We start from the raw sequence: 23,751 nt of genomic DNA, 5'->3' as shown, positions 1-23,751 counted from the left end.
CCCACGTACACGTAACGGAGAACCGCGATGCGGAAGATTCTGATAGTCGGAGCCGGTCAGTCCGGTCTCCAGCTTGCCCTTGGACTGCAGTCCAGCGGGTACGAAGTCACCCTCATGTCCAACCGCACCGCGGACGAGATCCGGACCGGCCGGGTCATGTCGACGCAGTGCATGTTCCACACGGCCCTCCAGCACGAGCGCGACCTCCAGCTCAACTTCTGGGAGTCGCAGGCGCCGCGGATCGAGGGCCTCGGTGTCTCGGTCGCCGCTCCCGACTCCTCGCGTCCCATCGACTGGGTGGGCAAGCTGGACGGTTACGCGCAGTCCGTCGACCAGCGCGTGAAGATGGCCGGCTGGATGGAGACCTTCGCGCAGCGCGGCGGTCAGCTCGTCATCCACGGCGCGGCCGTCTCCGACCTCGACTTCTTCTCGCGCACCTACGACCTGGTGATGGTCTCCGCGGGCAAGGGCGAGCTCGTCTCCATGTTCGGCCGGGACGCGTCCCGTTCGCCGTACGACGCCCCGCAGCGTGCGCTGGCCGTCAGTTACGTCCACGGCATGGGCCCGCGCCCGGAGCACCCGGACTTCGACGCGGTCCGCTGCAACCTGGTCCCCGGTGTGGGCGAGCTCTTCGTGATGCCGACGCTGACCACGTCGGGCCGCGCGGACATCCTGTTCTGGGAGGGCATCCCGGGCGGCCCCCTCGACGCCTTCCAGGGCATCAAGGACCCCTCCGAGCACCTGGCCAAGACCCTGGAGCTCATGGAGAAGTTCACCCCGTGGGAGTACGCACGCGCCACCAAGGTCGAACTGACCGATGCCAACGGCACGCTGGCGGGCCGTTACGCCCCGACCGTCCGCAAGCCGATCGGCCGGCTGCCCGGCGGCGGCCTGGTGCTCGGTGTGGCGGACGTGGTCGTGGCCAACGACCCGATCACCGGCCAGGGTTCCAACTCGGCGTCCAAGTGTGCGAAGGCGTACCTGGACTCGATCATCGAGCACGGCGACCGCGCGTTCGACGCGGACTGGATGCAGGCCACGTTCGACCGGTACTGGGACACCGCCCAGCACGTGACGAAGTGGACGAACGCGATGCTCGGCGTCCCGCCGGAGCACGTACTGAACCTGATCGGTGCCGCCGGTCAGCTCCAGCCGGTCGCCGACCGCTTCGCCAACGGGTTCAACGACCCGGCGGACTTCGACAACTTCTTCTTCGAGCCGGACCGTACGAACGCGTACCTCGCCGAGGTCTCGGGCGCGCAGGCCTGACCGTCACACGTACGACGGCGGCCGGGCCGCCCCGCCGGTCACGACGGCGGGGCGACCCGGCTCACTCGTCCGGCGCGTCGTAGCCCGTGTCCGACCCGGAGGAGGCGTCCTCGGGCAGCTCCGGCAGTGTGTACGTGGACAGCGGCTCGCCGCCGGGATCCGGACGGACCGCGCCCAGCAGCGGGTTCGACGCCACGGGTGAGACCTTGACCGTGGCTCCGGGCCTGGGTGCCTGCACGACGAGGCCGTCGCCGATGTACAGCGCCACATGGGTCGCCCTGGGGAAGTAGACCACCAGATCGCCGGGGCGCAGCGACTCGACCGGTACCTTCGGCAGCTGCCGCCACTGCTCCTGCGACGTACGCGGAATGCTCCGCCCCGCTGCGGTCCACGCCTGCGAGGTCAGGCCGGAGCAGTCGAAGGAATCGGGTCCCTCCGCCCCCCAGACGTACGGCTTGCCGATCTGCTCGATCGCGTACCGCACGGCGTCACCGCCCTGCTCGGACGGCAGGCGGACCGAGCTCAGCGCCCCCGAGGCGACCAGCTCGTCCTGGGCCTTGTCGATGTTCTTCTGCTCCAGCTGCGACAGCGCGGCGAGCTGCTCGTCGGACAGGGAGGCGAGGAGCCCCTCGACCTTGTTCAGCCGGGACCGCACGGTGTCGCGCTGCCGCTTCTGCTTCCTGGCCAGCGACTGCTGCCGGTCCAGCACGGCACGCGACCTGGTCGCCAGGCTGTCGGCGCGCTTCTCGGCGCCCGTGAGCCTGCCGACGGTGGCTGACCGGCCGGCCTGGGCCCGCTCGATCACATGGCTCTGCGCCAGCGCGTGCTCGGGGTCGTCGGACAGCAGCAGCCGCATGTACACGGAGAAGTCGGTGCGCCCCTGGTACTGGGCGCGGGCCAGGCGCCCGGCGTCCCGGCGGCTCGAATCCAGCACCGTGCGTGCCCTGGCGAGGGCGGTGTCCAGCTTCTTGGCCTCGGCGGTCCGCTTCCTGAGCTCTTCGGCCGTGCCGTTGTAGGTCTCGCCGGCCTCCTCGGCCTCCTGGTAGAGCGTCTGCAGCTGCCTGAGCAGCCCGGCGACGCTCTGCGGGGCGTCGGGGGCCGGCGCGGGACTCGGATCTGCCGGTGCGGGGCTCGGGTCCGCCGGTTCCGCGGTGGCGGGGGAGGCGGCCACGACCGCGGCCAGCACCGCCGTGCAGAGCGTGCGCGCGACTCTGCCTGACACGACATCACCTCCGGTGACGGGGTGCCGCCCATAAATCGGACTACCCCACAAATGCTCGGATCTCGTCAATCCGGTCATCCGGTGTCAGGTGATGCAAGGACCGCGGGGCGTGGCGTCCGGAGGACCGCCCGGACGGTGGACGCCCGAACGCCTCACTCCACCGGGAACGCGTAGAAGACCCCGCCCCGCTGGACGACGGCGGTCTTCCCCGCGGCGAGCACCTGGTACGGCGCGCTGACGGTGGCGCCCTTGGGGTCCTGCGCCCCGATGTCCTGGAACTTCCACAGCCGGCGCCCGTCGGCCGCCGAGAACGCGGTCACCTGCGATGCGTCCGCCGCGAGCAGGGTCCCGCCGCCGCTGAGAGTGAGGGCGGGGGCGTTGCCGCCGAGGGGAACCTCCGTGGAGCGTCGCCAGAGCAGCTTCCCGGTCGCCCGGTCGACCGCGCCGACCTCCTGGTTGCGATTCGTGGTGTGGAGCAGTTTCCCGGCCAGAACGGGCGTGCCGAACACGGAGGCGGCCGTGCCGTTCAAGGTCCACACCGGCTTCGCGGTGGCCATCTCGAAAGCCTGCAGGTCGTCGCCCACAGCCCCGTACAGCTGCCCCTCCTCGTCGCCGAGCGCGGCACCGGTCGGCAGGAGTGCGCCGAACTGCCGTACCCACAGCAGCTTTCCGGTCTTCCGGTCGAAGCAGCGGAAGAGGGCCCTGCCCTTTCCTGCCGCGACATCGGCCGGGGTCAGCGTCGCCGCGTCCTGGCGGATGACCAGGTCGGCGGCCCGGACGGCGGTCAGCCGGTAGGCGGGAGTGCCGGGTGCCCGGCCCGCCGGGACGGCGACGCGCCAGAGTTCCTTGCGCAGGACGATGTCGTACGCGAAGAAGTACGCCTTGACGACCTGCGTGTCCCTGCCGGGCTTCTGGCCCTTCTTCGGCTTGGGCGCCTTCACGAGGACGGTGTGGGAGCCGGTGAACCAGACGACGGAGCCGGACCGGCCGGTGAGCGGCGCCACCTTCATGTTCGGTACGCCGGTGAACTGGTCCACGAACCGGACCCGGTGCTTGACCTGCCCGTCCTTGGGGGACAGCCAGAGGAACTCGGTGGGGCTCGCCAGGAAGCAGAGGTCCTTGCCGGCGGCCAGGACCGCCTGGGCACCGGCGGCGTCCGCGCGCTGCCAGATCTTCCGCCCGGTCCGCAGATCGATGCCGGTCGCCCCGGTCGTGCCGGTCAGCACCAGCAGCTTGTCCTCCCAGACCCCGGAGGTGAGGGGGGCGGGCTCGGCTGCCGGATGCGTGTAGATCCAACTCGGCTCGGGTGCCTGCCCGGGAAGGGTGCGGCGGGGCTTCGGCGCGGGCTTGTCGTCGGCGTCCGACGCGTCGTCACCGGATCCCAGCGCGGCCACCGCGCCCCCGCCGACGACCAGTCCCGCCACCCCGGCGGCGACCACGGTCAGCAGCGCACGCCGGCTCGTCGCGGACGCTGCGGCAGCTGCCGACGGCGCGGGAACGGGAGCCTGGGCGGGCAGGGGGAGCGGGGCGGGCGCGCTCTGCGGTGCGGCGGCAGGGTACGTGTACGGGTGGGGCTGAGCGGCGGGTGCGGAGGGCGGGAAAGGAGCGGCGGCGGGCCGGACGGGCTGCGGAGACCCAGGCTGCGGACCGGCGGCCAGTTCGCGCGGTACGGCGAGCTGGGTCGTCGCCCGGTCGGTCCGCGGAGGGGGCGTGGCAGTCCCCAGGAAACGGGTGGTCCTGCTGTCGCCGATGTCGCCGTCGGCGGAGGCAGAGGCGGGGACGGGCAGTCCTCCCTCCTGGTGGCCCGTGGCGGCGACGTTCTGGGTACCGACGTCCTGAGGCCGTGCGTCCTGCGGGCCGGCGTCGATTCCGTCGGCCGGTTCTGAGGCGGGCCGTACGTCCTCGGGTGCGGCAGGACCGGATGCCGGGGCAGGTGCGCCGTCGTCAGGTTCGGTCGCTTCCGGACCGGCTGCCGCGTCCGGATCCGCTTCCTCCTCCGGCGCCTGCAGCGCATGTACCCGCGCGGCCTGGTCAGCCACCGACGCAGCCAGTCGCTCGGGGAGCCAGCCGCCCTTGGCGAGGCCCGCCGCGCCCTCCAGCGCCAGCTCCGCAGCGACGGAACCCGCGCTCGGCCGGTCGGCGGGGTCCTTCGCCAGGCAGCCGGCGATCAGGTCACGCAACTCGTCGGGTACGGAGTCGAGTTCCGCGGAGGCGTGCGCGATCCGCTCGGCCGCCTCGGCGGCGGGTCCGTCGGCGAGCGGGGTCGTCCCCGTCGCCGCGTACGCCAGCAGCAGTCCGAGCACGAAGAGGTCGGAGGCCGGACCCACGTCCTTGCCGTCGACCTGCTCGGGGGTGAGGTAGCCGAGCCGCACGGACAGTTGCCCGCTCGCGTTCGCCTCGGCCGCGGCAGCCGCGCCCAGCGGGCCGAACGCGGTCAGCCGGGGCCCGTCCTCGGCCAGCAGCACCGTCCCGGGCGCGAGCCCCTGGAGGACGGCCCCGGTGGCGTGCACCCGGGAGAGGGTCTCGGCCAGGCCCGCGCCCAGTATCCGCACGGCACGCTCGGGCAGCGGCCCGGCGAGATCGATCGCCTCGGCGAGTGTCAGGGCGGGCACGTACGCCGTCGCCGTCCACAGGCCCTCCGCCGGTGCTGCGAGCGGCGGCTGCACCCAGCCGCCTGCCAGCCGCTCGGCCGTGCGGGCCTCGGACTGGAAGCGGCGTCGGAAGGCGGGCACCGCGGCCAGGGCGGGACGGGCAGCGGTCACGACGGCGATGTCGTCGCCGTCGGCGCCCCTGCCCAGATAGTGCACAGCGCTCGCGGTCTCACGGAAGCGTGCCAGCACGGTGTACGGCCCGAAGTGGCGTGGATCGTCCTGACGCAGCGCCTCCATGGCGCACCCCCCTTGTCACCGTGCCCTCGGCACCTGACCGTCGATCTTAGTTGGTCCGGTCCCCGCACCGGCTCAGGCGCCGCTGCGGGGCTTGTTCCAGGGCCACTTGAGGGTGCGGCGCTCGCGGCCCCCGGGCACGTACTCGTACACCCAGCCGCGCTGCAGCCCGAGCCGCTTCGTATAGCCGGCCGGGGCGCGCCGGTAGGCGTACACGGTGTCCGGTCCGCCGTCGGCGTCCGGCACGGGAACCTCGTACCACTTGGGTGGATGTCCGGTGGGGCCGAGCAGGACGGGCAGGACCCGGCCGTCCAGGGGGCCGCCGGTGAAGGGGGTGTTCTCGCTTTTCACGGTGCCAGTCTGACCCAGAGGACCGGACGCGGCCCCCCGGCCCGTACGGCGGGCAGGACGGCCCCGGGATCCGCCGGGGGAACCGTCCGCCGGCCCTCAGCCGGATGCCGCCTGTCCCGGGGGCAGCAGGTGCGTCGCCGCCTCGCCGGCCACCGGGATCACCAGTGCCGCCAGTCGTCCGACCGGGCCGTCGGCGGTCTCCTGGGCCAGCAGGTCCACCACCACGGATGCGGTCTCCGAGTCCGTGGCGGCCGTCACCGCTATCAGGCCGATCAGATGGTCGACCAGCCAGCCGCGCAGTTCGGGCGCCGCGGGCTGCTTCTCCTCGTCGAGCCAGATGAGGGAGGCCGCCTCGACGGCCGCGATCCAGGTGCGCACCATCATCCGCAGCCGGGGCCCGGCCGGCTGCAGTCCGGGACCCGGTCCCCTGCCCAGGTGCAGGAGGATCTGCTCGGCCGCCGCGCGCCGTACGCCGTCCACGATCGTGGTCGTACGCGAGGTCTCGGCGACGCTCCCGCCCCGCAGCAACGCGCTGAACCCGGTGTCGTGTTCGTCGACGAAGCCCAGATAGCGGTCCAGGACGCGGCCGACCCGCTCGGTGGGCGGGCCGGCAGCGGGTTCCGCGAAGCACAGCGTCAGCTTCTCCGCGGCCGAGCCGAGCGCGGCCTCGTACAACTGCTGACGTCCGCCGGGGAAGTACCGGTAGACGAGTGGCCGGGAGACCCCGGCGACCGTCGCCACCTCGTCGAGCGACACATCGTCCGGGGCCCGGTGGGCGAAGAGGCTGAGCGCCGCGCCGAGGAGCTGGGCGCGCCGTTCCTCCACGCCCAGCCTTCGGTACGCGCGGGTCGGCGGGGCAGCAGCGGCGGGCGTCATGCTCCGAAGCCTAAGCGAAGCGCCCGCGAACGGGAGTTCGCTCAGGCCAGCAGGCCCGAGCTCTTCCACAGCCTGCGGCCGACGCCGCTCAGCAGCCCGATGTCGTCGAAGAAGTCCGTCAGCCGCTTGGCGCCCGTCTGCATGACCTCCGTGCGGTGGCCGCTCGCCTTCACCTGGGCGACGGCCTCGCGGCGGTCCAGGCCGACGTTCTCGTACACCTGGGGGTTGACGAAGCAGACGGAGAAGACCCGCGCCGCCTCCCCGCAGCTGACCCGGGTGAACTCCCGTTCCCAGCGCGGCGCGGTGACCATCTGGCGGCGCAGCTCCTCGCGGGCGTACCGGACGTGCCTGGCCTCCTCGACGACGTGGATGCGGGTCACTCCGCGCACCAGCGTCTGGACGCGCTCGTCCGGGAAGGTCAGCCGCTGCATCCAGTCGAGGATCTCCTCGCCGAGCAGGGTCGCGGCGAACGAACCGGGGGTGGTGGAGACGGTCTTCAGCACGCGCGCCAGGTTGTGGTAGCGCGGAGGCACCGGATAGCTGGGCCCCTTGCCCCACTGGATCATGCGGGCGAACATCATCGAGTGCCGGCACTCGTCGGCTATCTCGGTGAGCGCGTAGCGGACGTGGTTGCTGGTCACCGACTTGTCGTAGATGTGCCGGACGAGCAGCTGCATGAGGATGATCTCGAACCAGATGCCGAGTGAGGCGAGTGAGGCGGCCTCCTGCCTGGCGAGGTCCATCCGCTGCTCCTCGGACATCTTCCGCCACAGCGGGGTGTCGTAGAGGGAGACCAGCTCGGGCGGCCAGAACCACTTGCCGTCCTCGACGGGAGAGTCCCAGTCGAGCTCGGTGTCGGGGTCGAAGGAGTGCTTGGCGGAGGCTTCGAGCAGGCGGGCGGCGAGCTGTTCGCGGTCCTTGAGAGGGCCGAGCGCATCACGAAGCGCCTGAACGTCCTTCTCGGTCACAGTCGTCATGGCTGAGGGCACCTCGCACGTGGGTTACCGGCGGTCATCTCTTATGAGACTGCTCGTCAGCAAGGCAGTCAATCCCTTGCGCACGACTTGTTGACCCGGCGTCTACCAACGTGTGAACCTGCCAACTGCAGTGAGCACCACGGAACTTACGATCCTTGCCAGGCGAAGGAGCTGTCCGTGTCGACACACGACCTCTACATCAACGCCCCCCAAGCCCCGTCGTGGCAGGTTCCCGCCACGGGCGCGGCCCGCTTCAGCTGGGACTACGACGACGGCCGCGAACGCCTGCTCGCCCTGTACCAGAAGGGCAAGGACAAGCAGTGGGACGGCAACAAGCGCATCGACTGGAGCCTGGAGGTCGACCCCACCGACCCGCTGGGCACCCCGGACGAGGCCCTCACGCTCTACGGCACCCCGCACTGGGCGAAGATGACCGAGCGGGACCGGGGTGAGCTGCGCAAGCACTACACCTCCTGGCAGTTCAGCCAGTTCCTGCACGGCGAGCAGGGCGCGATGGTCTGCGCGGCGCGGATCGTCGAGTCGGTCCCCGACCTGGACGCGAAGTTCTACTCCGCGACCCAGACGATGGACGAGGCCAGGCACGCGGAGATCTACGGCCGCTTCCTGCACGAGAAGATCGGGATGCTCTACCCGATCAACGACAACCTCCAGGGCCTGCTCGGCGACACCCTGCGCGACTCCCGCTGGGACATGCCGTACCTCGGCATGCAGGTCCTCATCGAGGGCCTCGCGCTCGCCGCGTTCGGCATGATCCGCGACACGACGACCAAGCCGCTGCCGAAGCAGATCCTCGCCTACGTCATGCAGGACGAGGCCCGGCACGTCGCCTTCGGGCGGATGGCGCTGCGCGACTACTACAAGCAGCTCAGCGACGCGGAACTGCGTGAGCGCGAGGACTTCGTCATCGAGGGCTGCTACCTGATGCGCGACCGGCTCAGCGGCGTCGAGGTGCTGGAGAACTTCGGCATCGGCAAGCAGGAGGCCAAGGAGCTCTCCGAGCACTCGGAGTACCTGCAGCTGTTCCGCAAGCTGCTGTTCAGCCGGATCGTCCCCTGCGTCAAGGACATCGGCCTGTGGGGCGAACGGCTCCAGAAGGCGTACGTCGACATGGGTGTCTTCGAACTCGGGGACTCCAGCCTCGACCTGCTCATGGCCCAGGACGAGGAGATAGCCGAGCAGCTGGACCGGGACCGCTTCGCGGTGGAGGAGCAGGCCAGGGTGGCGGAGGTCGCGGACGCGATAGCGGAGGGCGGTGCCTCGCCGGCGTGACGCCACGGTCCGGCTGACGGGACGAACGCCGTGACGTGATGCCGATGCCCGCGCATCGAATATCTGTTCCCTGTGGTGACGTAACGTGAGCGCATGACCATGCCGCCGCAGCCGCCCCAGGGCCCGTACGGGCCGCCTCAGCCTCAGCAGAATCCGTACGGCCAGCAGCCCCCGGGGCCCGCGTTCCCCCAGCAGCCGGGATACGGGTACCCGCCCCAGCAACCGGGCTACGGGTACCCGCCCCAGCAGCCGCAGGGCGCACCCGGGCCGTGGGGGCAGCCGCAGCCGCAGCCCGGCATGTCCGGCTGGCAGCCGCAGCCGCCGCCGCGCAGGAAGCGGACCGGGCTGATCGTCGGCATCGTCGCCGGGTCGCTCGTCGGTGTCCTCGCCATCGTCTTCGGTGTCTACAAGCTGGTCGGCAAGGGCGCGGACGCCGTGTTCCCCGAGGCCACGCACAAGCTCGTCGTGGAGAAGACCGTCCTGGAGGGGGAGTTCACCCTCACGAAGGACATGTCGGACACCGAGGGCAAGAAGATCGAGGACACCCCCGACGCGAGCATCCGGGACGGCAGGGCCGTCGTCGCGCAGTACGGCTCGGAGGAGAACGGCATGCTGGTGCTCTCCGGCATGTACGGACGGCTCGCCGGCCCCGCCCTCATGCGGAGCAAGATGATGGAGGGGGCGGCCGAGGCGGACAACGCCAAGGTGGTCGTGCCGCCCAAGGAGTTCACGCCCGAGGGATACGACCTCACGGTGGAGTGCCAGGTCGTGCAGTCCAAGGAGATCGGCCTGACCGTCAACATGCCGATGTGCGCGTGGGGCGACGGCAACACCGCCGCCACGGTCGCCGTGATCCGGCCGGCCGAGCTCAACGAGGCTGCGGAGTCGCTCGACCTGGCGAAGATCGCCGAGGACACCGCGAAGGTCCGCTCCGAGATCCGCAAGCCGATCAGCTGAACCGGGGCGGACGCGACGGCGGCAGGGCGCGCTCCGCCGCGCACGCCATGCCCAGCAGCTCCGCGTCCCTTCCCCGGTCGGTCACCAGCTGGAGGCCGGCCGGGCAGCCGTCCGGGGTGAATCCGGCCGGCAGACTCGCCGCCGGATGGCCGCTGAGGTTGAACGCCCAGGTGAGAGCCGTGGAGTAGACGTCACCCGGGCCGTCGTGACCGTGCGGCACGTTGGGCGTGACCGGGGTGAGCAGCAGGGGCGTACGGGCGAAGAAGGCGTCGAGGGCGCGGGCGTTGGCGGTGTGGAGCGCCCGGGTGGCGGGGGTCGGAGATTGCCCGCGTACCGCCGACCAGGCCTCCGCCGGGTCGAGCAGCGTGACGGGGTCCCTGACGAGGCGGACGATTCCGGCCGCGGCCAGCCGCTCCACCGCGGCTCGCGTCACCTCGGCGACGTCCGGGTCCACGGACGCGAATCCCAGGTCCGGGCTGTAGGCCGCGCGGACCGGGAGCTGCGGCGGCCGGGGCGCGTACCCGTCCAGTACGTGGCGCAGATACGTCCCGGCCCGCGCCGCCGAGCCGGCGAGCACGCCGGGGGACGCGAGGCCCGTGCGGTCGGGGGAGGGCAGCAGCCCCGTGGTCGTCTTCAGGCCGAACACACCGCACCACGCCGCCGGGATCCGTACCGACCCCGCCCCGTCGCTGCCCGTGGCCAGGTCCACCATGCCCGTCGCGACCGCCACCGCCGAGCCCGCCGACGAGCCGCCCGGAGTGCGGTCGGGGCGCCAGGGGTTGACCGTACGGCCGTGCGCGCCCTGCCCCCAGGTCTGCCAGTGCGTGCCCGCGCCGGGGACCGCGGTCGCACCCACCGGGACCGCGCCGGCGGCGGTCAGACGGCGGGCCGCGTACGAGCGGATACCCGCGCGGCCCTTCACCGCGAACGGCAGGCCGGCGAGCGGGAGGTCCCGGGCGGTCCGCTCCCTGGCCAGGGCGGCCTCGTGCCACACCTCGGTGAACGCGCAGAGCTCCGGGTCCAGTTCGCCGATCCGGGCCAGCGCCGCCGCCACTGCTGAACTCATGCGGTCAGTCTCCGCCCTCGAGCGCCGCCTCCATCACCGCCCTGGCGATCGGGGCCGCGTTGCCGCCGCCGCTGATGTCGGCGCGGTTCGCCGAGGCGTCCTCCACGACGACCGCCACGGCGACGGCCGGACGGCCGGAGTCCGGTGCCTGCGCCCAGGAGATGAACCAGGCGTACGGCGTACCGGAGTTGTCGATGCCGTGCTGGGCCGTGCCGGTCTTGCCGCCGACCGTCACGCCGTCGATCGCCGCGTTCGTCCCCGTACCGCTCTCCACGACGTCGACCATCATCCGCTGCAGCTGCATGGCCGTTGCCGGGTTCATCGCCTGCCGGTACGAGTCCGAGCCCTGCTGGCTGACCGTGGCGCCGTCGGCGTCCGTCGTGCGGTCCACCAGGTGGGGGCGCCTGAGTTCGCCGCCGTTGGCCACCGCCGACGCGACCATCGCCATCTGCAGCGGCGTCGCCGTGGTGTCGAACTGCCCGATCGAGGACAGGGCGAGCTGGTCGTCGCTCATGTCCGAGTCGAAGTTGCTGCGGGCCACTCTGGAGGGGATCTTCAGGTCGTTGTCGTTGAAGCCGAACCTGCCCGCCGCCTCCAGCATCCCGTCCAGCCCCACCTCCACCCCCAGGTGCGCCATCACCGTGTTGCAGGAGACCCGGATCGCCTCCGCCAGCGAGGCCTTCGCGCAGCCGCGCGCCTCGTTGGGCAGCGTGGTCGAGGTGCCGGGCAGGACGTACGGCGACGGGGTGTCCGTCTCCGCGTCCGGATCGGTCACCACGCGGTCGTCCAGGGCCGCCGCGGCCGTCACGATCTTGAAGGCCGAGCCCGGCGGATAGGTCTGCCGGATGGCCCTGTTGAGCATGGGCTGGCTCGCCGACCGGTTGAGCCGCGTCCATGCGTCGGTGACGGAGGATCCCGTACCGGAGAGCAGTTCGGGGTCGTACGAGGGGGAGGAGACCAGCGCCAGGATCCGGCCGGTGGCCGGGTCGAGGGCGGCGACCGCGCCGCGGCGGCCGTCGAGGCCCTCGTACGCGGCGCGCTGCATCGAGTCCTTGATGGTGGTGACGACGTTGCCGCCGGGCTGCCGGCTGCGCGTGATGTCGCCCCAGAGGGGGAGCGGCGCCAGGATCGAGGCCGTGCCGGACAGGATGTCGTCCTCGGCGTTCTCCAGGAGCGTGGTGCCGTAGGTCTGCGAGGCGTAGCCGGTCACCGGCGCGTACAGCGGGCCGTGCCGGTAGGTGCGCTCGTACGCGAGCTGCTCGCCGGTGTTCTTGGAACCGGTGACGGGCTCGTCGCCGACCAGGATGTTGCCGCGCGGCTGGTCGTAGCGGTCGATCGTGGTGCGGCGGTTGGCGGAGTTGCTGTTCAGTTCGTCGGCTTCGAAGAGCTGGATGCGGGCGGCGTTCGCCAGGAGCGCCACGAGCAGCAGCAGACAGAATGCGGCGGCCCGCCGGATGTAGCGGATCACCGCTCGTCCTCGGTGACCTGTGCGACGACCCCGGTCCCGGCCCGGCCCGGATCCGGCGTGCGGGACACGTCGCTGAGTCTGATCAGCAGCGCGATGATGATCCAGTTGGTGACGACGGAGGAGCCGCCCTGGGCCAGGAACGGCATGGCCATGCCGGTCAGCGGGATCAGCCCCATCACCCCGCCCGCGATCACGAAGACCTGGAGCGCCATGATCGAGGCGAGTCCGATCGCCAGCAGCCGCCCGAACAGGTCGCGCAGGGCGAGGCCCGCCCGGTAGCCGCGGGCCACCAGCAGGGCGTACAGCAGGAAGATCGCGGTCAGTCCGGCCAGGCCGAGCTCCTCGCCCGCCGTCGCGAGGATGAAGTCGGACTTGGCGGCGAAACCGATGAGGATGGAGTGGCCGAGTCCGAGGCCGGTACCGAGCATGCCGCCCGCCGCGAACGCGAAGAGCGACTGGGCGAGCTGGCTCGGCCCCTGCCCGGCGTTGATCGTCGCGAACGGGTCCAGCCAGTCCTCCACCCGGCTGTGCACATGGGGTTCGAACGAGCCGACGACGAAGGCACCCGCGGCGGCGAGCAGCAGCCCGACCGCGATCCAGCCGGTCCGGCCGGTGGCCACGTACAGGAGGATCACGAAGAGGCCGAAGAAGAGCAGCGAGGTGCCGAGGTCCCGTTCGAGGACGAGGACACCGACGCTGATCAGCCAGATCGCCACGATGGGGCCCAGCACCCGGCCGGTGGGGAACTGGAGCTTCCAGATCTTGCGGCCGGTGTACGCGAGCGCGTTGTGGTTCGCCGCGAGGTACGCGGCGAAGAAGACGGCGAGCAGGATCTTGGCGAACTCGCCCGGCTGGAAGGACAGTCCGCCGACCCTGATCCAGATCTTGGCCCCGTTCACCGCGGGGAAGAAGATCGGCACGATCATCAGCACCAGCGCGGCGGCGACCGAGAGGTACGCGTAACGCTGGAGCACCCGGTGGTCGCGCAGCAGGACGACGACGGCGATGAAGAACGCGACCCCGAGGGTGGACCAGACCAGCTGCGTGGTCGCCGCCTGGTCCCTCGGGGTCTCCAGGTCGAGCCGGTAGATCAGCACCAGGCCCAGCCCGTTGAGGAGGACGGCGATGGGCAGCAGGAGCGGATCGGCGTACGGGGCGCGGAAGCGGACCGCGAGGTGGGCGAGCAGGGCGAGGAGGCCGAGACCGGCGCCGTACCCGGCGACATCCGGGGGCACGGCGTTGTTCCTGGCGAGGCCGACGGCCGCGTAGCCGTAGACGGAGATCAGCACGGCCCCGATCAGGAGCGAGAGCTCGACCCCGCGCCGCTTGGGCAGGCGTAGCTCGGGAGGGCGCGCGTCCGCCGTCGTTGCGGTCATGCCCCGCAACGTAGCAAGACGCGGGTGCTATTTCCCTTATGTCGGCTTCGTGGCACTCGTCCTTAGCTCTGGTACGGGTTCTGGCCGGGAGGCGCGTAGCCCGGCTGCTGCTGCGCGGCGCCGTGCTGCAGGCCGTCCTGCCCCGCGTGGTGCTGCGCGAGCAGCTGGTCGGCCTGCTCCTTCGGTATCTGGCGCTCGCCGCCGCAGAAGGTGCACTGCGTCGCGTACTTCGTCGAGAACGGGAACAGCGGAACGAAGAACAGCGTGAACTTCGTGACCCGCTTGCGCAGCGTGTGTGCGGCGGGATTGCCGCACCAGCCGCACACCATCGTGAGGATGGCGAGCTGGTAGATGTAGCCCCGCGTGCCGAAAATGATCATGATGTCGTTCCTTCTCCCGTTTTCCCCAGAAGGGCCCGCCGGCACAGCGCCAGCAGTTTCTCGTCCTCATAAGTGTCGTGACTGCCGTATCCGCCGTCCATCGCGTTGTGGCGGCGCACGGAGAGGAGTTCGGCACGCAGCACCTGTGCCGCGTCCGGTCCCGCCCCCGCCACACCCATCCGGGCCAGGCAGCCGGCCACCCGGACCCTGACGTGACGGTTCTTCTCCCATGCTGCCAGGAGTACCGGCACCGACTCACCGGTCCGCCCCGTGACCTCCCACAGGGCGATCGCGGCGTCGACCCGGAGCCACAGCTCGTCGTGCGTCAGCAGGGCGCGCAGCCGGGGCGCGGCCACCGCCGCGAGCTTCCCCAGCCCGCCCAGCGCGCTCGCCGCAGCCCGGCAGTCGTGCACCTGGTCCGCTCCGAGACCCTCGATCAGCACCGGAAGCACCGCACCGGCATCCCCGTCGACCGCCCAGAGGGCCTCGGCCGCCTCCGTGGCCGCCGCGGTGCCCGGACGCCTGATCAGCATCCGCAGCTCCGGTACGGCGCACCGCGCAGCCGACCCGAACGAGCTCAGCGCCCGCAGCGCCGCCGTACGCAGCCACTCGCCCCGGTACTCGGGTGCCCCCCGCAGCACCCGCAGCACCTCCGGCGCGGCCTCGCCCGCCCGCAGCGCCGTCAGCCCGCCGAGCAGCGGACTCGCCCGGTCGTACGCGCCCTCGTCCAGGCCGACCTCGCCGAGCCTGCGCCTCAGCACCCCGGCGAGCGGTGCCGCCGTGTCACCGAGGTACCCGATGGCGAACCCCACGTCGTGCGGCACCTCCGGCCGCTCCAGGGCCGCCGCCAGTGCGGGCAGCACCCGGGCGTCGCCCAGTCTGGCCAGCGCCTTCACCGCGGAACCCAGCCCGGGCGGCCCGCTCGCCCACTCCTTCACCCAGCCACCGGGATCCCCCGCCACCCGCTCGGCCAGGGCGTCGGCGGCCGGCGCGGCCAGACAGAACAGCTCCTCCAGCACGTGCGAGGCCGCCTCGGCCAGCCGCGGCTCCGGATCGGCCAGCTGTACGCCGACCAGCCGGACCAGCCCCTCGTACGAACCGCGCCAGGCCCTGATCAGCCCGCTGCTCATCCGTACGGCATCGATCCGCTGCCAGGGATCGGGGCTGCACAGCTGGTCGGTCAGCAACGCGGTGCGGTCCTCGACGCGGTCGTCCAGGCCGACGTGCAGCGTCCGCAGCAGATCGGCGGCCCACGGGGCGCTGCGGCCCGCCGACTCCTCCGCGGACAGGGCCCGCAGCTGCCCCAGGAGCGTCGGCGCCGACGTGCGCTCCAGCGACGCGGTGTCACCGCCCGGGGTCTCCACGGGGTGCGGATCCGGCCGTCCGGGCTGCGAGCGCAGTTCCCGCAGGAGCCCGGACACCACCCGTACGACATCGCCGGGCAGCGCGTCCGGAGCGCACCGGGCCAGCTGCGCCAGGGCGGCGAGCCGCAGCCCCGGCGCGTACGCCTCCGCGGCGAGCCTGCTCAGCCAGTCCGCGGCCTGCCCGGCCAGCGGCCGGTGGCGCAGGGCGACCCGCCCCGCGGCCTCGACGAGGGCGAGCCGCACCTCGTCGTCGGCCTCCACCGGCAGGCGCTCCCGCAGCAGCGCCAGCACCTTGACCGGGTGGCTGTGCAGGGTGGCGAGGGCGAGCGGGGCGGCGAGCCGCACGCCCGGGTCCTCGTCGGCGATCAGCTCGAAGAACACCCCCGCTCCGGCGGTGACGGCAGCCGCCGCCATCGCGTAGTTCGCCGCGCCCTCCATCTCGTCCTCGTCCAGATCGTCCTCGTCGTCCTCGTCCAGATCGATGCCGCCGATGCTGGTGAGGAGTTCCACGACGGAGCCCCGGTCCTGAATGCCGGGATCCGCGACCAGTTCGAAGAGAAACGGAATGCAGGCGAGCGTGCACGCGTACACGTCGCCCTGGTGGTGAACCGCGCCGTACATCCCGTCGAGCGCGCTCTCGCGCTCCGCCGGATCGGCGGACGCGAGTCCTTGCAGGAGCCCCGGCACATCGTCGGCCGGCCCGTAGGCATGCTCCATCGAGGCCCAGTCGACCTCGTCGATCCCCGCGAACACGCCATTCCCTCCCCGTGTCATGCTCTGCACCCCGAATCCGGCGGACACCGTGTTCAGGAAGCATCTCTGCGCAGAGTGTGCACCACTGCCAGGACAATCCACCCTCCACTTGTGGCCTTTCCTCGCCAGGTGGCACGGCAGCTGTGGAGGGCCTGTGCCCCGCCTGTCCGTCCGCCGTCCGCTTCAGCTCCCGGGGAGCGGACGCGCCTGGCCGGGATCGGTCAGCGGGGCGAGCAGGTCCCCGTGCCGGTCCAGCCGCGCGGCCATGTCCCCGGCGAGAAAGACCAGATCGGCGGGGGTCCCGCACGCCTCGATCTCGTCCCAGGTGACGGGTGCGGACACGGTCGGGCTGTCCTTCGCGCGCAGGGTGTAGGGGGCCGCGGTCGTCTTGGCCGCCGCGTTCTGGCTGAAATCCACGAAGATCTTTCCCGGGCGCAGCGCACGGGTCATCCGGTGCACGGCCAGTTCGGGCAGTTCGCTCCAGGCCTCGACGGCCAGTGCCTTCGCGTAGGCCGTCACCTCGTCACTGGGGGTGGGCTCCAGGGGGACGAGCAGATGCAGCCCCTTGGATCCCGAGGTCTTCCCGTACGCGGACAGCCCGTCGGCCGCCAGCCGCTCCCGCAGCCAGAGCGCCACCGTGCAGCATTCGACGATGCTCGCGGGCGCCCCGGGATCCAGGTCGAACACCATCCGGTCGGCGACCGCGGGCGTGTCCCGGCACCACTGGTGCGTATGGAACTCCACCACCAGATTCGCGGCCCACATCAATGAGGGCAGGTCCTGTACGAGGATCTGCCGGGCGTCCGGATCGTCGTGGCGGGGCACCGGGGCGGTGCCTACCCAGTCGGGCGTACCGGGGGGCGGATTCTTGGTGAAGAAGCGCAGTCCCGCCGGGCCGTCCGGATATCTGAGGAAGGACAGCGGCCGGTCGCGCACATGGGCGAGAAGGACGTCCGCCGCCGTGGCCGCGTAGTAGTGCAGCACCTCGCCCTTGGTGGTGCCGGTGGCGGGGTACAGCACCTTGTCGAGATTGCTGAGCGCCAGGCGCCGCCCCTCCACCTCCGTGATCGGCGTCATACGATAAGAATCACATGAAATCGTGCTGAAGAGGACTTAGTGGGCGTTAGGGGTGAACGGTGAGGTCCATCTGGAACGGAGCCATCTCCTTCGGGCTGGTCAGCATCCCGGTCAAGCTGATGAACGCCACCGAGAACCATTCGATCTCCTTCCGCCAGATCCACCTCGCCGACGGTGGCCGGATCCGGTACCACAAGGTCTGCGAACTGGACGAGCAGGAGGTGACCGGCGCCGAGACCGGCAAGGCGTACGAGGACGCCGACGGCACCGTGATCCCCGTGACCGACGAGGATCTCGCCTCACTCCCGCTGCCCACCGCCAAGACGATCGAGATCGAGGGCTTCGTGCCCGCCTCCGCGATCGACCCGCTCCAGCTCGACTCGGCGTACTACCTCTCCGCCAACGGGGTGCCCGCGGCCAAGCCGTACGCCCTGCTGCGCGAGGCCCTGAAGCGGAGCGAGAAGGTCGCCGTCGCGAAGTTCGCCCTGCGCGGCCGCGAACGGCTCGGCATGCTGCGGGTGGTCGGCGACGTGATCGCGATGCACGGCCTGCTCTGGCCGGACGAGATCCGCACCCCCGAAGGCATCGCCCCGGACGCAGGCATCAAGGTCCGCGATGCCGAACTCGACCTGGCGGACACCCTGATGAACACCCTCGGCGAAGCCGACCTGGACACGCTCCACGACGACTACCGCGAGGCGGTCGAGGAGCTCGTCGCGGCGAAGGCCGCCGGGGAGACCGTGGAGACCGCGGAGGAGGAGGGCGGCGGGGGCCAGGTCATCGACCTCATGGCGGCGCTGGAGAGCAGTGTGCGGGCGGCGAAGGAGTCCCACGGCGAGGACGGGGGCGAGGTGGCGGACGTCCACCCCATCAAGGGCCGGAAGAAGACGGGCGCGAAGGCCTCCACCGGTGCGAGCGGCGCGAAGAAGACCGCTTCGGGGAAGACGACGGCGAAGAAGACGGCGGCGAAGACCACGCAGAAGAAGACCGCGGCGAAGACCACGCAGAAGAAGACCGCGGCGAAGAAGACGACGGCGAAGAAGACAGCCGCGAAGAAGACGACGGCGAAGAAGGCAGCGGCGAAGAGGACGACGCCGAAGACCGCGGGGAAGCCGGCCGGCAAGCGGGCCGCATCGAGCCGGCCCCGCTCCACGGCCTGAAGGGCGGCGCGGTCCTCCACCGGCGGGCGCGGTGGAGGACCGCCGGTCCGGCCCGTCAGCCGGCCGGGACCGCCGCTTCGAGGGCCGGCAGGTAGGCCTTCTCGTGCCCCTCCGCCGTGGGGTGCACGTTCGAGTCGCTGATCCACGGGTCGCTCGTGCAGATCTCGTGGCCCGCGAACGCGGGACGGCCGTCCGCGAAGGCGAAACCGGCCGCGGCGGCGCGGCCCGCGATCGTCGCGTTCAGAAGATCGGAACCCTTGTTCACCGCCGTGCGCTTGGCCGCACTGAGACCGCCGAGGCACAGACCGCCCTCCTTGTAGAGGTGCGGGTAGCCCACGACGACGACCTGGGCGCCGGGTGCCCGGTCGCGCACCGTCGCGTACAACTGGTCCAGCTCGTCGGGAAGTTCGTCGCGGACGTACTCCGCGGCCGTGTCCAGGGCACGCTCGCAGGCCGAGAGCGTGGAGTACTTGCAGCTCAGCATCGTCGAGGCGAAGCCGGAGTCGTTGCCGCCGATGCTGAGACTGACCAGGGTGGTGCCCGTGCCCAGGTGCTGCATCTGGCCGGCGAGGACATCGGGGATCTTCGCCCCGCCGCAGGCGGCGAAGGTGAACGAGGCCGGGGCGTGGGCGTCCGCCCAGAGCTGCGGATAGGCGTTCCTGCTCCGGGTGCAGGCCGTGTCCGAGTAGTCGCCCGCGCCGGTACCGGAGGCGTACGAGTCGCCGAGGGCCACGTACTGGCCGGCCGCCGCCGTGGTGGACGTGGCCGCGGACACGGGTACCGAGATGCCCGCCAGCCCGATGGCCAGCAAGGTCGCGGTGAGCACACGGGGGATGCGCATGGGATTCCTCCGGGGGAGCGGATGGGGGGCGGGTGCCGTTGCACACCATCGCGCCGCCCGCTCTCCCGGAACATCGGTGAAATCGCCTACCGCGTCCGACGAGCACCGCGGACGTCCGGGCAGTAAAGTGCGGAACGCCGCGACTGGCGCGTGCCCGGCAGGGTGCTCCGTGGAAACGACCACGAGGGAGCGGCACACCCCGGGCCTGCCCGGGGCGTCATCGCCGGAGGGCCGTCCGCCTGGGCATCCGGGTCCATGTCGCAGCAGTGCGACCGACCCGGGAGGACCCCCGTGGCCGTACAGCCGTCCGATGACCGCCGACCCGCCCTGACCGCAGCCGATCCGGAACTCGCCGCCCTGGTGAGCGCCGAGGAGCGGCTCCAGGCGGACACCCTGCGCCTGATTCCCAGTGAGAACTACGTGTCCGCCGCCGTCCTGGAGGCGACCGGCACCGTCCTGCAGAACAAGTACTCCGAGGGCTACCCCGGCAAGCGCTACTACGAGGGCCAGCAGGTCATCGACCAGGTGGAGACGCTGGCCGTCGAGCGGGCCAAGGCGCTCTTCGGGATGGACCACGCCAATGTGCAGCCGTACTCCGGCTCGCCGGCCAACCTCGCCGCGTACCTGGCCTTCCTCGAACCGGGCGACACCGTCCTCGGGATGTCGCTGCCGATGGGCGGGCACCTCACGCACGGCTGGGGCGTCTCCGCGACCGGCACGTGGTTCCGGGGCGTGCAGTACGGGGTGCGCCGCGACACCGGGCGCATCGACCTGGACGAGGTGCGCGACCTGGCACGCGCCGAGCGGCCCAAGCTGATCTTCTGCGGCGGCACCGCGGTGCCCCGGGTGATCGACTTCGCAGGGTTCGCCGACATCGCCCGCGAGGTGGGGGCGGTGCTGGTGGCCGATGTCGCCCACATCGCCGGGCTGATCGCCGGGGGCGCGCACCCCTCGCCCGCTCCGTACGCGGACGTCGTGTCCACCACCACCCACAAGACCCTGCGCGGGCCCCGCGGGGCGATGCTGCTGTCCAGGGCCGAGCACGCGCGCGCCATCGACCGTGCGGTCTTCCCCGGTCTGCAGGGCGGTCCGCACAACCAGACCACCGCGGCCATCGCGGTCGCGCTGAAGGAGGCTGCCGGCGCCGAGTTCCGCGAGTACGCCCGTCAGGTCGTCGCAAATGCCCGGGTTCTGGGGGAGGAGCTGGCCGCGCGCGGCTTCGACCTGGTGTCCGGCGGCACGGACAACCATCTGCTGCTGGTCGACCTCACCGGGAAGGACGTACCGGGCAAGATCGCGGCCAAGGCCCTGGACCGGGCCGGGATCGTCGTCAACTACAACACGGTGCCCTACGACCCCCGTAAGCCCTTCGACCCGTCCGGCATCCGCATCGGTACGCCGGCGCTGACGTCCCGGGGCATTCCGGAGTCCGAGATGCGTGCCGTCGCCCAGTGGATCGACCTCGTGGTCGAGGCGGCCCGCACCGGTGACGAGGCCACCGTGTCCAAGGTCCGCGGCGAGGTGAAGGCCCTGATGGACGCCTGGCCGGCGCCCGGTCTGCCGCCCCGCTGAGAGGCGCCCCAGGGTGCCTCCGAGGGCGCGGGGCGGCCCGGACCGCCGGGGGCTCGACTCCGCGCGCCCGCTCTGCGCCCTGCCCGTTCGTCGAACTGCCGTACAGGCTGGGGGAGTCGGGTGGCGCACGCGTGAACGCGAGGGGGCACGAATGCAGGATCTGAAGGTCACGTCATGGCAACTCTTCGGGCACGACCGGCTCTATGTGAACCTGCCGGACGGCACGGCGATCGGATGGGCGGATCTGGGCAGCGGCACGATCACGGTCCTGCACCCGCGCTACCGCGACGCCGTGACCGACGCGCTCGCGCGGCAGGTCCCGGACATGCCCGCGCTCGGCGAGGCGGCGCCCGCGGGGCCGCCGTCGGCCCCACGGATCCCGCCGCTCCGGCGGATGCGGAAACCCGACGCTCCCCGCCCGGCCCCGCCGGACGGGGAGTCGGGCCGGGAGCCGGACGGCATACGGGTGCCGGAGCAGGGCCGGGCCCGGGAGCCCGCGCCCGCCACCGGGCAACAGGTGCCGGCAGAGCAGCCCGAGCAGTCCGGGCACCAGCCGCCGGGGCGGCGGCCCGTGCTGCCCGCGCTCACCGCCGCGAACGACCTGGCGACCCGACGGCCCGGTGCCGCGCTGCGGGCACAGCTCGCCGAGAACGGCCCCGGGCTGCTCGCACGGGCCACCACCGGGGCGCTGCGGCGGACCAAGGAGGCGGATCCGCGCCGGGGCGCCCTCGCCGGGGAGCGGCGGGTCGGGACCGAGCTGAGGTGGCTGACGCGGCACGGCTGGCGGGTCCTGCACTCCCTGCCCCTGCCGGGAGGTGCGGAGATCGGGCATCTGCTGATCGGCCCCGGAGGGGTGTTCGCCGTGCGCACCGAGCACCGGCCCGGTGCGTCGGTACGGATCGGGGAGGGCACGCTGCAGATCGACGAGGGCTCCCCGCAGACGTACGTACTCGAAGCCGTGCCCGGGGCCCGGCATGCCCGGACGGTGCTGGAGACGCACTGCGCCTTCGCCGTGCCGGTCCGGTCCGTGCTGGTGTTCGTCGGAGTCGCCGCCCTCGACGTGCTCGCCACCCCGCCGGACGTCCGCGTCTGCCGGGACCGCCACCTGTCCGCCCTCGCCCCGTTGAAGGACGTCCTCACCCCCACCCAGGTCGAAAGGGTCTACGACGTCGCCCGGAACCGGGACGCCTGGCCGGACGCGTGAGCCCGGAACGCGGCCGGTAGATTCCTCGGGAGCCGCCGAGGGAGCCGCCGAGGGAGCCGCCGAGGGAGAAGACGCCGTGAAACTTCGCTGTGCCGTGCTGGACGACTTCCAGTCCGTCGCCACCACCGCCGCGGACTGGTCGCCCGTCGCCGACGACGTCGATGTCGTCGGCTTCGCCGAGCACTTCGCCTCCGAGGACGAACTCGCCGCCGCACTCGCCGGTTTCGACATCGTCGTCACCCTGCGCGAGCGCGTGCCGTTCCCCGCCTCCCTGATCGAGCGGCTGCCCCGGCTACGGCTGCTCATCGCGTCCGGGATGCGCAACTCCGTCATCGACTACGCCGCAGCCGAGCGGCACGGGGTCACCGTCTGCGGTACCGCGAGCACCACCACCCCGCCCGTCGAGCTCACCTGGGCGCTCCTGCTCGGCCTGGCGCGCGGGATCGTGCCCGAGGCCAACGCCCTGCGTGACGGCGGCCCCTGGCAGTCGACCGTCGGGGCGGACCTGCACGGGCGCAGACTGGGGCTCCTCGGGCTGGGGAAGATCGGCAGCAGGGTCGCCCGGGTCGGCCTCGCCTTCGGCATGGACGTCGTGGCCTGGAGCCGGAATCTGACGGCACAACGGGCGGCGGAGGCAGGTGTCGTGCTCGCCGCGTCCAAGGAAGAGCTTCTGGAGACCAGCGACTTCGTCTCCGTACACCTGGTGCTGAGCGAGCGCACCCGCGGGCTGCTCGGGGCGGAGGAGCTCGGACTGATGCGGTCCGGCAGCTATCTGATCAACACCTCGCGGGCGGCGATCGTCGATCAGGACGCGCTGCTCGACGTTCTGCACAGGGGGGCCATCGCGGGGGCCGGGGTCGACGTGTTCGACATCGAGCCGCTTCCGGCCGGCCACCCCATGCGGACCGCGCCGCGCCTGCTGGCGACCCCGCACCTGGGCTATGTGTCCCGGGCCAACTACGCGACGTACTACACGCATGCCGTCGAGGACATCCGCGCGTTCCTCGACGGGGAGCCGGTCCGCCGGCTCGGCTGACGCCGCGGGCCGTCCCGGAGCAGGGAGCGAGCGCGTCTCCAGCGGCGCTGCAGCCGCACCCGGCAGCCTGGTGGTGACGGCGCAGCCATGAGGGCGGCCGTCGCGAAGGGAGTTGCCATGTCTCAGCCCGTCGGGACCCTCCGCCAGCAGGTCACGGGTGACCTGTATGCCGAGGTGCAGACCTTCTACGCCCAGCAGATGCGACGGGTCGACGCCCTCGACATCGAGGGCTTCGCCGACACGTTCACGGACGACGGCGAGGTCGTGCACGCGGGCGGCCAGCGGCAGAGCGGCCGGGTGGAGATGATCGCCGGGATGCGGGCCAACCTGCCCCGCTACCAGGACATCGCCGTGCGGCACTGGTTCGGCCATCTGCTCATCGAGGCCGACCCGGCGGACGAGGACACGCTGCGTGTCTCGTACTACACGCTGGTCACCCAGACCGACCGTGAAGGGAAGGTCTCCTTCCAGCCGACCTTCACCGTGGACGACGTGCTGGTCCGCCGTGACGGCCGCCTGCTGACCCGCTCCCGTGTCATCCACCGCGACAGCCCGGTCGCTCCGGCCGCCTCCTGAACACGGTGTCCGGCGCATGGACGAGGGGCCCTTCACCAAGGGCCCCTCGTC

The 23,751-nt window shown here is 71.9% G+C and carries 20 protein-coding genes; 8 read left to right on the top strand and 12 right to left on the bottom strand.

The window, feature by feature from the left end; genetic code table 11:
- The first annotated feature begins 27 nt into the window (after positions 1-27).
- Positions 28-1,269 carry a styrene monooxygenase/indole monooxygenase family protein gene (locus ACFQ6X_RS29480; RefSeq protein ID WP_383185833.1) on the top strand — a complete coding sequence of 414 codons (1,242 nt, stop codon included), beginning with the start codon at positions 28-30 and terminating at the stop codon, positions 1,267-1,269.
- Between the two features lie 61 nt (positions 1,270-1,330).
- Here the strand turns inward: ACFQ6X_RS29480 and ACFQ6X_RS29475 are convergent, their stop codons facing one another.
- From ACFQ6X_RS29475 to ACFQ6X_RS29455, 5 genes are all read right to left on the bottom strand, one after another.
- On the bottom strand, positions 1,331-2,491 hold the full coding sequence (locus tag ACFQ6X_RS29475) for an NlpC/P60 family protein (protein ID WP_383185831.1): 1,161 nt from the start codon (positions 2,489-2,491) through the stop codon (positions 1,331-1,333).
- 152 nt (positions 2,492-2,643) lie between these two features.
- Entirely contained in the window at positions 2,644-5,379 is a 2,736-nt protein-coding gene (locus tag ACFQ6X_RS29470; protein ID WP_383185829.1) for a PQQ-binding-like beta-propeller repeat protein, read from the bottom strand.
- A 72-nt stretch (positions 5,380-5,451) separates the two neighbouring features.
- Positions 5,452-5,727 carry a hypothetical protein gene (locus ACFQ6X_RS29465; protein ID WP_383185828.1) on the bottom strand — a complete coding sequence of 92 codons (276 nt, stop codon included), beginning with the start codon at positions 5,725-5,727 and terminating at the stop codon, positions 5,452-5,454.
- Between the two features lie 96 nt (positions 5,728-5,823).
- Positions 5,824-6,603, bottom strand: coding sequence for a TetR/AcrR family transcriptional regulator (locus tag ACFQ6X_RS29460; protein WP_383185827.1), 780 nt, complete (start codon positions 6,601-6,603; stop codon positions 5,824-5,826).
- 41 nt (positions 6,604-6,644) lie between these two features.
- Complete coding sequence (locus ACFQ6X_RS29455) at positions 6,645-7,580, bottom strand: diiron oxygenase (RefSeq protein WP_383185825.1); 936 nt, start codon at positions 7,578-7,580, stop codon at positions 6,645-6,647.
- 177 nt (positions 7,581-7,757) lie between these two features.
- Between ACFQ6X_RS29455 and ACFQ6X_RS29450 the strand changes: the two genes are divergently transcribed.
- Positions 7,758-8,870, top strand: coding sequence for a ferritin-like domain-containing protein (locus ACFQ6X_RS29450; RefSeq protein WP_329207453.1), 1,113 nt, complete (start codon positions 7,758-7,760; stop codon positions 8,868-8,870).
- Between the two features lie 93 nt (positions 8,871-8,963).
- Positions 8,964-9,827 (top strand): hypothetical protein, encoded by an 864-nt coding sequence (locus ACFQ6X_RS29445; RefSeq protein ID WP_383185823.1) that lies wholly within the window; start codon positions 8,964-8,966, stop codon positions 9,825-9,827.
- Here the strand turns inward: ACFQ6X_RS29445 and ACFQ6X_RS29440 are convergent.
- From ACFQ6X_RS29440 to ligD, 6 genes are all read right to left on the bottom strand, one after another.
- Positions 9,820-10,893, bottom strand: coding sequence for an amidase (locus ACFQ6X_RS29440; RefSeq protein ID WP_383185822.1), 1,074 nt, complete (start codon positions 10,891-10,893; stop codon positions 9,820-9,822). The two genes, ACFQ6X_RS29445 and ACFQ6X_RS29440, sit on opposite strands and share 8 nt — an antisense overlap.
- Before the next feature lie 4 nt (positions 10,894-10,897).
- Positions 10,898-12,361 (bottom strand): peptidoglycan D,D-transpeptidase FtsI family protein, encoded by a 1,464-nt coding sequence (locus tag ACFQ6X_RS29435; RefSeq protein WP_383185820.1) that lies wholly within the window; start codon positions 12,359-12,361, stop codon positions 10,898-10,900.
- Positions 12,358-13,737, bottom strand: coding sequence for an FtsW/RodA/SpoVE family cell cycle protein (locus ACFQ6X_RS29430; protein WP_383185819.1), 1,380 nt, complete (start codon positions 13,735-13,737; stop codon positions 12,358-12,360). The genes ACFQ6X_RS29435 and ACFQ6X_RS29430 overlap by 4 nt, the downstream gene beginning before the upstream one ends.
- Positions 13,738-13,799: 62 nt before the next feature.
- Positions 13,800-14,117, bottom strand: a complete 318-nt coding sequence (locus ACFQ6X_RS29425) for a zinc-ribbon domain-containing protein (protein ID WP_329207445.1) — start codon at positions 14,115-14,117, stop codon at positions 13,800-13,802.
- Positions 14,114-16,234 carry a HEAT repeat domain-containing protein gene (locus ACFQ6X_RS29420; RefSeq protein ID WP_383185817.1) on the bottom strand — a complete coding sequence of 707 codons (2,121 nt, stop codon included), beginning with the start codon at positions 16,232-16,234 and terminating at the stop codon, positions 14,114-14,116. The genes ACFQ6X_RS29425 and ACFQ6X_RS29420 overlap by 4 nt, the downstream gene beginning before the upstream one ends.
- Before the next feature lie 183 nt (positions 16,235-16,417).
- Entirely contained in the window at positions 16,418-17,311 is an 894-nt protein-coding gene (gene ligD / locus ACFQ6X_RS29415; protein WP_383185815.1) for a non-homologous end-joining DNA ligase, read from the bottom strand.
- A gap of 59 nt (positions 17,312-17,370) precedes the next feature.
- On the opposite strand from ligD, the gene ACFQ6X_RS29410 reads away from it, so the two are divergent.
- Positions 17,371-18,471: a Ku protein gene (locus tag ACFQ6X_RS29410; RefSeq protein ID WP_383185813.1), complete on the top strand. Its 1,101-nt coding sequence runs from the start codon at positions 17,371-17,373 to the stop codon at positions 18,469-18,471.
- 55 nt (positions 18,472-18,526) lie between these two features.
- Here ACFQ6X_RS29410 and ACFQ6X_RS29405 read toward each other — a convergent pair whose 3' ends face one another.
- Positions 18,527-19,312, bottom strand: a complete 786-nt coding sequence (locus ACFQ6X_RS29405; protein ID WP_383185811.1) for an SGNH/GDSL hydrolase family protein — start codon at positions 19,310-19,312, stop codon at positions 18,527-18,529.
- A gap of 255 nt (positions 19,313-19,567) precedes the next feature.
- Between ACFQ6X_RS29405 and glyA the strand changes: the two genes are divergently transcribed.
- The 4 genes from glyA to ACFQ6X_RS29385 all read left to right on the top strand — a co-directional run bounded on the left by glyA (position 19,568) and on the right by ACFQ6X_RS29385 (position 23,700).
- Positions 19,568-20,884, top strand: a complete 1,317-nt coding sequence (gene glyA, locus ACFQ6X_RS29400; RefSeq protein WP_383185810.1) for a serine hydroxymethyltransferase — start codon at positions 19,568-19,570, stop codon at positions 20,882-20,884.
- A gap of 151 nt (positions 20,885-21,035) precedes the next feature.
- Complete coding sequence (locus tag ACFQ6X_RS29395) at positions 21,036-22,088, top strand: nuclease-related domain-containing protein (RefSeq protein ID WP_383185808.1); 1,053 nt, start codon at positions 21,036-21,038, stop codon at positions 22,086-22,088.
- A gap of 76 nt (positions 22,089-22,164) precedes the next feature.
- Positions 22,165-23,124 carry a D-2-hydroxyacid dehydrogenase family protein gene (locus tag ACFQ6X_RS29390; protein WP_383185806.1) on the top strand — a complete coding sequence of 320 codons (960 nt, stop codon included), beginning with the start codon at positions 22,165-22,167 and terminating at the stop codon, positions 23,122-23,124.
- A gap of 117 nt (positions 23,125-23,241) precedes the next feature.
- Positions 23,242-23,700 carry a nuclear transport factor 2 family protein gene (locus tag ACFQ6X_RS29385; RefSeq protein WP_329207431.1) on the top strand — a complete coding sequence of 153 codons (459 nt, stop codon included), beginning with the start codon at positions 23,242-23,244 and terminating at the stop codon, positions 23,698-23,700.
- Positions 23,701-23,751 lie beyond the last annotated feature (51 nt).

Source organism: Streptomyces sp. NPDC056452 (genome assembly GCF_042796085.1).
In the GTDB taxonomy this organism is placed as follows: Bacteria; Actinomycetota; Actinomycetes; order Streptomycetales; family Streptomycetaceae; genus Streptomyces.
Note: the sequence above shows the minus strand (reverse complement) of the source record. Positions and strands in the feature narration are given on the sequence as shown.